This window comes from Frankia sp. Cppng1_Ct_nod (assembly GCF_920656135.1).
Lineage (GTDB): Bacteria > Actinomycetota > Actinomycetes > Frankiales > Frankiaceae > Protofrankia > Protofrankia meridionalis.
Window position 1 is genome coordinate 1 of sequence record NZ_CAKKTK010000063.1, and the last position, 10,585, is coordinate 10,585.

A 10,585-nucleotide genomic window follows, 5' to 3' on the forward strand; every position below is an offset into this window, starting at 1 on the left:
GGAGCATCGGACCAGGGGATCGGGGCCACCAGAGCGAACCACTTAGCCCCGGTGTCTCCCGGCTTTCCGCCGGCAAGGAGAACATTACGGGTGACCGCGGGGGGTCGTCAAACGTCAAGGGCCTTTTGATCTGTGAGCTACGTCACATCCTTCAAAACCCTCCTTGACGCTGCTGTCTGATATGGGAGGATTCCCCGCCGTACCGGATCCGCTGCCGGGGTCCGGTACGGCAACCCGTGGTACGGCCCGTCGGCGGCCGGGTCGATAGGCACTGACCGACCGCTCCCCCACGATCCACAACCGCCAGGGCCGGTCGTGGGCGGCACCAACCCCGACCCTGGGTCCGCGCGCAACACGGGCATCGGCGATGCCGACACCAGCGGCAAGGAACAGCGCGCCGTCCTCACCGGTCAGATCGGTGCCGTCCAGGGACCCGTCGATCCCCAGCGTCCGGGTGAGCCGCGCCGGCCCCCGGGCGAAATCGGTCGAGGCGGGTCGCACCCGGCGCCGCACCGCCGCATCGACGCCTTCGACCGGGTCCCCTGCGCATGGCCCACCCGCACATGACTCTCCGGCACGCAGAAGGACGGCCGCGGCCTCGCCGGCCGGCCCGCACACGACGTTCATGCACCAGTGGATGCCATAGATCAAGTACACGTAGGCGTGCCCGGGTGGGCCGAACATCGCCGCACAACGCGGCGTGGGGCCCCGAAACGCATGAGAGGCGGGATCGCCGCCGCCGCCGTAGGCCTCGACCTCGGTCAGCCGGACGGCGATCCCGCCGTGGTGAAGCTGGGCGCCCAGCAGATCACGGGCGACATCCAGCGGCGGCCGGTCATAGAACGGCCGCCCTGGGACACTCAGAAACCGTTCGCCCACTCGCGGTCCACCCGCAGTCGTTCGGTCAGCGTGGCGAGCTGTTCGCGTACCCGCACCGGTGCTGTCCCACCCGGCGCCGAGCGGGCGTCCAGCGCCCCCCGCACCGACAGGACCGTGCGCACCTCGGGGGTCAGCCGCGGGTTGATGGCCTTGAGCTCGGCGTCACCGACCTCGTCAAGGTCGACGTCGTGGGCGACGCACCAGGCCACGAGCTGCCCGACCGCCTCATGTGCCTCCCGGAAGGGCACCCCGCCCCGGACGAGGTACTCGGCCACGTCCGTCGCCAGCGCGAACCCGTCCGGGGCCGCTTCGGCGAGACGCTGACGTCGCACCCGCATGGTCGCCACGGTCCCCGCCGTCGCAGGCAGGACCAGCAGCAGGGTGTCGACCGCGTCGAACACCGGCTCCTTGTCCTCCTGCAGATCCCGGTCGTAGGCCAGCGGCAGACCCTTCAGCGTCGTGAGCAGTCCGGTGAGTGCACCGACCAACCGCCCGGACTTGCCCCTCGCAAGCTCCGCGACGTCCGGGTTCTTCTTCTGCGGCATGATCGAACTACCCGTCGCGAAAGCGTCGTCGAGCTCCACCCAGCCGAACTCACGGCTGGTCCACAGGACGATCTCCTCGCCGAGCCGCGACAGATGCACACCGATCAACGCGGCCACGAACAGGAACTCGGCCGCGAAGTCACGGTCGGACACCGCGTCGATCGAGTTGGCGAACGCCGAGTCGAAGCCCAGCTCCAGCGCCACCCCCTGCGGATCCAGTGGGAGCGAGGACCCGGCCAGTGCCCCCGCTCCCAGGCTGCACACCGCGGCGCGGCGATCCCAGTCCCGCAACCGGTCGACGTCACGGACGAACGCATGGACGTGGGCCAGTAACTGGTGGGCGAACGAGATCGGCTGGGCATGCTGAAGGTGAGTCATCCCCGGGGCGGGGGTGTCCACGTGCGTCGTTGCCTGGTCGACGATGGCCAGCTGCAGGTCGACCAGGCGGGCGGCCACCTGGCGGGCGTGATCCCGCAGGTACATCCGCAGGTCCGTGGCGACCTGGTCGTTGCGGCTGCGACCCGCCCGCAACTTGCCGCCGAGGGTCCCCAACCGTTCGAGCAGACCTCGCTCCAACGCCGTGTGCACGTCCTCGTCATCGACGGTCGGCCGGAAACTCCCGGTACGCACCGCCTCCGTCAGGTCGTCCAGCGCGGCCAGGACGGCGGCGAGCTCGTCGTCGTCGAGCAGACCGGCACGGCGCAGCACCCGGGCGTGCGCGCCGGACGCCTGAAGATCATACGGGGCGAGTCGCCAGTCGAACTGGACGCTCACCGACAGGCGCGCCAACGCCTCGGCGGGGCCACCGGCAAAACGGCCGCCCCACAACCGGGTCGGCGACGGCGGTACCGGCGACTGGGATGGCGGCGGCGGGGATGGCGGGGTGCTCACCGGGACAGCCGCTGTTCCCGGGCGGACCACACCTTGGTCGGCAGGCCCCACAGGTCGATGAAGCCCCGGGCGTCACGCTGGTCGAACTGGTCACCGGCATCGTAGGTCGCGAGCGCGTGGTCGTAGAGACTCGCCTCGCTGCGCCGTCCCACCACCTGCGCCACGCCGCCGGCGAGCCGGATCCGGACGTCCCCGGTGACCCGCGCACTCGCGGAGTCGATGAATGCGTCGAGCGCGGTCCTCAGCGGCGAATACCACAGGCCGTCGTAGACAAGCTCGCTCCAGCGCTGGTCCACCCCCCGCTTGAACCGGGCGACGTCACGCTCGAGGGTGAGGTCCTCCAGATCGCGGTGCGCGGTCAACAGGGTGATCGCCGCCGGGCACTCATAGATCTCCCGGCTCTTGATCCCCACCAACCGGTCCTCGATCATGTCGATGCGTCCGACACCCTGTGCACCCGCCCGCCTGTTGAGCTCGGCGACCAGATCGACGAGGGGCAGCGTGCGGCCATCCAGCGAAACCGGCAACCCGTCGACGAAACCGATCGTCACCTCGTCCGGTTCCCGTGGCACGCTCGGGTCGGCCGTGTAGACGAAGACGTCCGCCGGAGGCTCGACCCACGGGTCCTCAAGCACACCGCACTCGGCCGTCCGACCCCACAGGTTCTGGTCGATGGAGTAGGGGGACCGCGCGGTCACATCGATCGGCAGGTTGCGCTCATCGGCGAAGGCGATCGCCTTGTCCCTGGTCATACCCGAGTCGCGGACCGGTGCCAGCACCGACAGGTCGGGGGCGAGCGCCATCACGCCCACCTCGAAACGCACCTGGTCGTTGCCCTTGCCGGTACAGCCGTGGGCGATGGCCCCGGCGCCGAAGGTGTGGGCCGCCTCGACGAGATGCCGGACGATGATCGGCCGCGACAGCGACGAGATCAGCGGATAGCGATCCATGTAGAGAGCGTTGGCGCGGATGGCCGGGGCGACGAACGAGCGGGCGAACTCCTCCCGTGCGTCGACCACGACGGACTCCACCGCCCCACAGGTCAGGGCACGCTGCCGGATCAACTCAAGATCCTCACCGCCCTGGCCGACGTCAATGGCCAACGCCACGACCTCGGCGCCGGTTTCGGCGCTGATCCAACCAATGGCCACGGACGTGTCCAGGCCACCCGAATAGGCGAGCACGACGCGGTCGGTCACTACAGATCAACCTCTCTCGGATCCATATCGAAAGTTAATGATCATTCCGTCCATACCCGTTTCCGGCATCGTCAGGCGGACGGGGCGGGCTCGGGCAGGCTGGCAAGCGGACCGCGGGTCCGCCCTTCGGCGAGGCCGAGCAACCGCATGGCCAGCTCCGGCCCGGTAGGCCCGCCGCCGCTGCCGACCGGATCGCCGACCGGATCGCCGACCATGGCCGGGGCCGGCCGGCAGACCACGAGGACCGTGTCATCCCCGGCTATCGTGCCCATGACCTCCGGCAGCGATGCCCTGTCCAGCGCCGAGGCGAACAGCTGCGCCGCGCCCGGTGGGGTACGCAGGACCACCAGGTCACCGTTGGCCTCGGCCGAGACCAACAGCTCCTCACAGAGCCTGCCCAGCGGAAGCCGCACCGACTCGGCCGGCGCCAGGTTGACGTCCACGGAGTAGACCAGGGCACCGTCCGGGCCGCGTATCTTGGTCGCGCCGAGATCCTCCAGGTCCCGCGACAACGTCGCCTGCGTGACCTGAACTCCCTCCGCCGACAGCAGCCGGGCCAGCTCCGTCTGCGACCGGACCGTCTGCCGGGCGAGCAGAGCCGCGAGCCTCGCCTGGCGTGCGTGCTTGGTCAGCGGCACGACGACGGGGCGAGATGCCTCGGGTGCCCGGGTGTTCACCGCACGGCCTTGTCTGCCGGCGTCCGCGCAGGTGGTTGTCGCGCCGCGTCGGCGTGCTCCAGCAGGAAGGACAGCAGCGCCTTCTGCGCGTGCAACCGGTTCTCCGCCTGATCGAAGACGACCGACCGTGGGCCGTCCAGGACGGAACCCGCGATCTCAAGATCACGATGTGCCGGCAGGCAGTGCATGACGATCGCTTCCGGATCGGCGGCCTCCACCGCCTTCTCGTCGAGCCGGTACGGCTGGAAGACCAGCGACCGGCTGTCGGTCTCGGTGTCCTGGCCCATCGACGCCCAGACGTCCGTGTAGAGCACGTCCGCGCCGGCCGCGGCCTCCAGCGCGTCGTGCGTCACCACCACATCCCCGCCGGTTGCCGCGCAGATCTCACCGGCCTGCCGCAGGACCTGCTCGAACGGCTCGTACCCGGGCGGCGAAGCCACCCGCACCCGCATCCCGGCCAGCGCGCCGGCCAGCACCAGCGAGTGCGCGACGTTGTTGCCGTCCCCGAGGTAGGCCAGGGTCAGCCCGGCGAGCCCGCCCTTGAACTCCCGGATCGTCTGCAGGTCCGCGAGTGCCTGACACGGATGAGCATGATCGGACAGAGCGTTCACCACGGGCACCGAAGCCGACGCGGCCAACCGCTCCAGCCGGTCCTGCGCGAACGTCCGCATCACGATCGCGTCGACGTACCGGCTGAAGACCGCCGCGGTGTCCTCGACGGTCTCGCCCCGGCCCAACTGGGTGGTGGCGGCGTCGAGGACGACGGGATGCCCACCGAGCTCGGTCACCGCGACGTCGAAGGACAGGCGGGTACGGGTGGACGGTTTCTCGAACAGCAGCGCCACCGAACGGCCCGCGAACGGTCCGGGCGCACCGGCACCCGACCGCCGAGTCGCCTTCAGATGGTCCGCCGTGTCGAGGATGGCGGCCTGTTCGCTCGGCGTCAGGTCGGTGTCGAGAAGAAAGTGTCGGACCCTCATGCGCCGACCTTAGAACGTTCGGTGGCGGCCAGTGCCCGACCCGCGATTGCCGGCAGCGCGGCCACGAACTCGCCCGCCTCGGCGGCCGACAGCACCAGCGGCGGGGCGAGCCGCACCGCGTTCGCGGCGACCGCGTTGACGAGGAAACCCGCCTCGCGGGCCGCGGTTTCGACGGCACCGGCGAACGGCGAGTCCAACTCGATCGCGAGCCACAGCCCACGGCCCCGGACCCCGACCACGCCGGGCGCACCGGCACCGCGGATCCCGTCGGCAAGACCCTGCCCCACCGCCACCGCGTTCGCGATCAGCCCGTCCCGCTCGATCGTGTCGAGAACCGCGAGCGCCGCCGCGCAGACGACCGGTCCACCGCCGAACGTGCTGCCGTGGTCACCGGGACGCAGGAGCCGACCGGCCGGGCCGAAGCCGATACACGCCCCGATCGGCAGACCGCCGCCCAACCCCTTGGCGAGCGTGACGACATCCGGGACCACGCCTTCGGCCTGGTGCAGGAACCAGGTTCCGGCCCGGCCGATGCCACTTTGGACCTCGTCGAGGACGAGCAGTGCGCCCGCGCGGTCGCAGATGTCACGGGCCGCCCGCAGGTAGCCGGCCGGCGGCGGTACCACGCCGCCCTCGCCCAGGGTCGGCTCCAGGAACACCGCGGCGGTGCGGTCGCCGACCGCCGCGTCCAACGCGTCGACGTCCCCGTAGGGAACAAACCGGGCACCGGGCAGCAGTGGTTCGAAGGGCGCCCGTTTCGCCGGCTGACCGGTGATCGACAGAGCGCCGAGAGTCCGCCCGTGGAACGACCCCTCGGTCGCAACGATCTCACCGCGTCCGGTCCGCCGCGAAATCTTGATGGCCGTCTCGTTGGCCTCCGCCCCCGAGTTGCAGAAGAACACCCGGCCCTCGGCGTCCAGCAGTCGCAGCAGCCGCTCGGCCAGGGCAACCTGCGGCTCGTTCACATACAGGTTGGACACGTGGCCGAGGCGTCCGATCTGCTCGGTGACAGCCGCCTGCACCGCGGGATGACAGTGCCCGAGGACGCTCACGGCAACGCCGGCGAGCAGGTCGAGGTACTCCCGCCCGTCCGCGTCCCACACCCGGGTGCCCTTACCACGCTCGAGCGCGATCGGTGGGCGACCGTAGGCCGCCATGATCACCGCGTCCCGGCGGTCCAGCAGATCGGCGTTCACGGGGCTCCTTCGATAGAGCTGTCTGTTGGGGTGACCTGCGTCGCGGTGCGGTCCGGCGGGAAACCGCCAGGTGGGAGGCTGCCCGGCACGCCCCGGTCCGCCTGCGCGGCCCCCGGCGTGATGAGGGTGCCGACACCATCGTCGGTGAAGACCTCCAACAGGACGGCGTGCGCCACCCGGCCGTCCAGGACGTGCGCCTGCGGAACGCCGCCATGCACGGCGCGCAGGCAGGCCTCCATCTTCGGGATCATCCCGCTGGTCAGCGTCGGCAGCAGGTTCGCGAGCTCACCCGCGGTCAGCTCACTGATCACCTCGTCGCTGTGCGGCCAGTCCGCGTACAACCCCTCGACGTCGGTGAGGATGACCAGCTTGGCCGCGCCGATCGCGGCGGCCAGCGCGGCGGCGGCGGTGTCGGCGTTGACGTTGTACACCCCGCCGTCGACACCTCGGGCCACGGTGGCGACCACCGGGACCTTGCCGGAGTCGAGCAGCGCGGTCACCGTCCCGGGCGCGACCTCGACGACCTCGCCGACCAGGCCGATGTCGACCTCGCGGCCGTCGACGATCGCGGGCCGCCGCCGGGCGATCAGCAGGTGTGCGTCCTCACCGGACAGGCCCACCGCGAACGGACCGTGATCGTTGATCAGCCCGACGACATCCCTGTTGACCTGACCGACCAGAACCATCCGGACGATCTCCATGGTCTCCGGCGTCGTCACCCGCAGCCCACCGGCGAACACCGACTCGACCCCGAGGCGGTTGAGGTGGGCGGTGATCTGCGGCCCGCCGCCGTGGACCACGACCACCCGCAGGCCCGCGTACCGCAGGAACACGACGTCAGCGGCGAACGCCTCGCGCAGCGCCGGGTCGGTCATGGCGTGACCGCCGTATTTGATCACGATGGTGGAACCGTGGAAGCGGGACAGCCATGGCAGCGCCTCGACCAGGACGGTCGTCTTGGCCAGTGCCGCGTGCCCCCGGGCGAGCGCGGGGGGCCGTTGGGCCTGCGGCGCGGCGGTCATGTGGAGTACGCCGAGTTCTCCTGGACATAACCGTCGGTGAGATCGTTCGTCCAGACGGTCAGTTCGGTGGCGCCGGCATGCAGATCCACCCGGATGGAGACCTCCCTGCCGGTCAGGTCCACACCTTCACGCGGCTCGCCGGGGGCGCCGCCACGGCACACCCACACCCCGTTGATCGCGACATCCAGCGCGTCCGGCTCGAAGGCCGCGCGGGTGGTTCCCACCGCCGCGAGCACCCGGCCCCAGTTCGGGTCGTTGCCGTACAGCGCGCACTTGAGCAGGTTGCAGCGCGCCACCGCCCGGCCCACCTCCAGGGCGTCCGCCTCGCCGGCCGCGCCGGTCACGGTGATCGCGATCGTCTTGGTCGCCCCCTCCGCATCCGCGAGCAGCTGACCGGCCAGATCGGCGCAGGTGTCGGCGACGAGCCCGCCGAGCGTCCCGGCGGGCACGCTCACCCCGGAGGCCCCGCTGGCCAGCAGCAGCACCGTGTCGTTGGTGGACATGCAGCCGTCGGAGTCCACCCGTTCGAAGGTGGTGCGGCAGGCCTCCCGCAGCAGCCGGTCCGCGGTGGGCGGGTCGACGACCGCGTCCGTGGTCACCACCACCAGCATCGTGGCGAGCGCCGGTGCGAGCATGGCCGCACCCTTGGCCATACCGCCGACCGTCACCCCACCCGCCGCACGCACCGCCTGTTTGCTGACCGTGTCGGTGGTCCGGATCGCCTCGGCGGCGGCGGCACCCCCGGTCACGGACGCCTCGGCGACCGCCTTGGCCACGCCGGGCAGCAGCAGATCCATCGGGAGCCGCACCCCGATCAGCCCGGTCGAGCACACGGCGACCTCACCGGCGCCGATGCCGAGCAGGTCGGCGGTGTGCTCGGCGGTGGCATGCGTGTCGGCGAAGCCGGCCGGACCGGTGCAGGCGTTGGCGCCTCCGGAGTTCAAGACGACCGCCCGCAACCGACCGTCCGCGAGCACCTGCCGGGACCACCGCACCGGCGCGGCCTGCACCCGGTTGAGGGTGAACACGCCGGCGGCCGTGTCGGACGGGCCGTCGTTGACCACGACCGCGACATCGGGACGACCGGACGGCTTGAGCCCGGCCGCCACTCCCGCGGCCCGGAACCCCGCCGGGACTGTGACGCTCATGATCCGACGCTCACGGTCACTCCTCCTGCGTGTGGATGGCTACCGGCTGTGACACGGGTCATGGGGCGACTCCCTGGGCGGTCAGGCCGGCGGTCTCCGCCAGCCCCAGCATGAGGTTCGCGCACTGCAGCGCCTGCCCCGCCGCGCCCTTGCACAGGTTGTCGACGGCGGCGACGACAACAGCCCGGCCGGCCTCGTCGTCCGCGGTGACCTGCAGGTGGACGGCGTTGCCGCCCAGCGTCGCCGCCGTATGCGGCCAGCGTCCCGGCGGCAGGACCCGGACGAACGGCTCGCCCGCATAGGCCGCGTGTAGCGCGTCGCGCAGCTCGTCCCCACCCACGCCCGGTCGCAGGCGGGCGGTGCAGGTGGCGAGGATGCCACGCGGCATCGGCGCCAGCACCGTGGTGAACGACATCGACACGGGCGCGTCGAGGACCCCCCGCAGCGCCTGGAGGATCTCCGGCCGATGCTGGTGGTTGCCGACCTTGTAGGCGGTGAGGTCGTTCATGACCTCGCTGCCGAGCAGGTTCGCCCGCAGCGACCGCCCGGCGCCCGAGGTGCCGCTGGCCGCCACCACCACAAGGTCCTCGGTGGCGACCAGCCCGGCCGTCAGCAGCGGTGCGAGGGCGAGCGTGACCGACGTGGGGTAGCAGCCCGGGGCCGCGACCCGGGTGCTGGCCCGGATCGCCTCCCGCGCTCCGGGTAGCTCCGGCATCCCGTACGTCCAGGCGCCGGCGTGGTCGCCGCCGTAGACCCGGCGCCACGTGTCGGCGTCGGCGAGTCGGTGGTCCGCTCCCAGGTCGACGACCCGGACGCCGTCCGGCAGCGCCTGGGCGACGGCGCCCGACGCGCCGTGCGGGAGCGCGAGGAACACGATGTCGACGTCGATCCCGGCGAGGGCCGAGGTGTCGACGAAGACCCGGCCGGCGAGATCGGGAAGGTGCGGGTGGATGTCGGTGACGTCCAGACCGGCCGACGAACCCGCCGCCAGTGGGCCGATCTCGATGTCTGGATGCCCGAGCAGCAGACGGAGCAGCTCCCCACCTGCGTAGCCACTTGCCCCGGCAACCGCGGCTGTCATCCCCATGACTGAAAACTTATACATACTCAATCATGGTCATGCAACACAAGGAAACGCACGCGGCGATGCGAACACTCAACGACACAATCCAACTACTCTTCGCGATGTTTAGCTGTGGGTGACGACACCCACCGGATCAGGAAGCGGAGGAGCGGGGATGTCTGGTCGACGATGGCGCGTCGGGGTGTGGACGGCGGTGATGGCCGCGGTCGGGGTGGTGCTCCTGCCGGCGACGGCGATGGGGTCCCCGGCCGGGGGCCGGACGGCGGTGATGGACGCGGCGGTACGTGCGCGTCTGCCCGCTGCCGGGGTGACCCCCGGCTGGGGCATCCGGCACCGGACCGGCACGGTCCGGGCCTGGGGCTACAACGGCGACGGCGAGCTGGGCAACGGCACCACCACCGACAGCTCGCTACCCGTGGCGGTCTCCAACCTGACCGGCGTCACCGCCATCGCCGGCGGCTTCTTCACCGGGTATGCACTGCGCTCCGACGGCACCGTCTGGGCCTGGGGCTACAACGGCCAAGGCCAGTTGGGCAACGGCACCACCACCGACAGCTCGCTACCCGTGGCGGTCTCCGGCCTGACCGGCGTCACCGCCATCGCCGGCGGCCTCTACACCGGGTATGCACTGCGCTCCGACGGCACCGTGCGGGCCTGGGGCTACAACGGCGACGGCGAGCTGGGCAACGGCACCACCACCAGCAGCTCGCTACCCGTGGCGGTCTCCAACCTGACCGGCGTCACCGCCATCGCCGGCGGCGGCTTCACCGGGTATGCGCTACGCTCCGACGGCACCGTGCGGGCCTGGGGCTACAACGGCCTCGGCCAGTTGGGCAACGGCACCACCACCAGCAGCTCGCTACCCGTGGCGGTCTCCGGCCTGACCGGCGTCACCGCCATCGCCGGCGGCTTCTTCACCGGGTATGCGCTGCGCTCCGACGGCACCGTGCGGGCCTGGGGCGAC

10 protein-coding genes are annotated in these 10,585 nt (G+C 71.3%); 1 reads left to right on the forward strand and 9 read right to left on the reverse strand.

Features of this window, described 5'->3' with window-relative positions:
• Positions 1-114 precede the first annotated feature (114 nt).
• From NBW77_RS16600 to argC, 9 genes are all read right to left on the reverse strand, one after another.
• Positions 115-879 carry a DNA-3-methyladenine glycosylase gene (locus tag NBW77_RS16600; RefSeq protein WP_131747550.1) on the reverse strand — a complete coding sequence of 255 codons (765 nt, stop codon included), beginning with the start codon at positions 877-879 and terminating at the stop codon, positions 115-117.
• The gene (gene argH / locus NBW77_RS16605; protein WP_250279983.1) at positions 861-2,315 is read right to left on the reverse strand and encodes an argininosuccinate lyase; all 1,455 of its coding nucleotides are present in this window, start codon (positions 2,313-2,315) and stop codon (positions 861-863) included. Before argH ends, NBW77_RS16600 begins: the two co-directional genes overlap by 19 nt.
• On the reverse strand, positions 2,312-3,514 hold the full coding sequence (locus NBW77_RS16610; RefSeq protein ID WP_131747551.1) for an argininosuccinate synthase: 1,203 nt from the start codon (positions 3,512-3,514) through the stop codon (positions 2,312-2,314). Before NBW77_RS16610 ends, argH begins: the two co-directional genes overlap by 4 nt.
• A gap of 71 nt (positions 3,515-3,585) precedes the next feature.
• The gene (argR, locus tag NBW77_RS16615; RefSeq protein WP_131747552.1) at positions 3,586-4,191 is read right to left on the reverse strand and encodes an arginine repressor; all 606 of its coding nucleotides are present in this window, start codon (positions 4,189-4,191) and stop codon (positions 3,586-3,588) included.
• Positions 4,188-5,171 carry an ornithine carbamoyltransferase gene (argF, locus tag NBW77_RS16620; protein ID WP_131747553.1) on the reverse strand — a complete coding sequence of 328 codons (984 nt, stop codon included), beginning with the start codon at positions 5,169-5,171 and terminating at the stop codon, positions 4,188-4,190. Before argF ends, argR begins: the two co-directional genes overlap by 4 nt.
• The gene (locus NBW77_RS16625; RefSeq protein ID WP_250279985.1) at positions 5,168-6,367 is read right to left on the reverse strand and encodes an acetylornithine transaminase; all 1,200 of its coding nucleotides are present in this window, start codon (positions 6,365-6,367) and stop codon (positions 5,168-5,170) included. Before NBW77_RS16625 ends, argF begins: the two co-directional genes overlap by 4 nt.
• Complete coding sequence (gene argB, locus NBW77_RS16630) at positions 6,364-7,389, reverse strand: acetylglutamate kinase (protein WP_242605956.1); 1,026 nt, start codon at positions 7,387-7,389, stop codon at positions 6,364-6,366. Before argB ends, NBW77_RS16625 begins: the two co-directional genes overlap by 4 nt.
• Positions 7,386-8,537, reverse strand: coding sequence for a bifunctional glutamate N-acetyltransferase/amino-acid acetyltransferase ArgJ (gene argJ, locus NBW77_RS16635; RefSeq protein ID WP_131747554.1), 1,152 nt, complete (start codon positions 8,535-8,537; stop codon positions 7,386-7,388). Before argJ ends, argB begins: the two co-directional genes overlap by 4 nt.
• A 58-nt stretch (positions 8,538-8,595) precedes the next feature.
• Positions 8,596-9,624, reverse strand: coding sequence for an N-acetyl-gamma-glutamyl-phosphate reductase (gene argC, locus NBW77_RS16640; protein ID WP_250279986.1), 1,029 nt, complete (start codon positions 9,622-9,624; stop codon positions 8,596-8,598).
• Between the two features lie 151 nt (positions 9,625-9,775).
• Between argC and NBW77_RS16645 the strand changes: the two genes are divergently transcribed.
• Positions 9,776-10,585 (forward strand): RCC1 domain-containing protein (locus tag NBW77_RS16645; protein WP_250279987.1); only part of this gene is annotated, 810 nt, incomplete at its 3' end.

What these genes read in the sequence shown, in the direction of transcription:
- argF (WP_131747553.1), bottom strand. Translation starts at nt 5,171, where the DNA reads ATGAGGGTCCGACACTTTCTTCTCGACACCGACCTGACGCCGAGCGAA.
- argB (WP_242605956.1), bottom strand. Translation starts at nt 7,389, where the DNA reads ATGACCGCCGCGCCGCAGGCCCAACGGCCCCCCGCGCTCGCCCGGGGG.
- argJ (WP_131747554.1), bottom strand. Translation starts at nt 8,537, where the DNA reads ATGAGCGTCACAGTCCCGGCGGGGTTCCGGGCCGCGGGAGTGGCGGCC.
- argC (WP_250279986.1), bottom strand. Translation starts at nt 9,624, where the DNA reads ATGGGGATGACAGCCGCGGTTGCCGGGGCAAGTGGCTACGCAGGTGGG.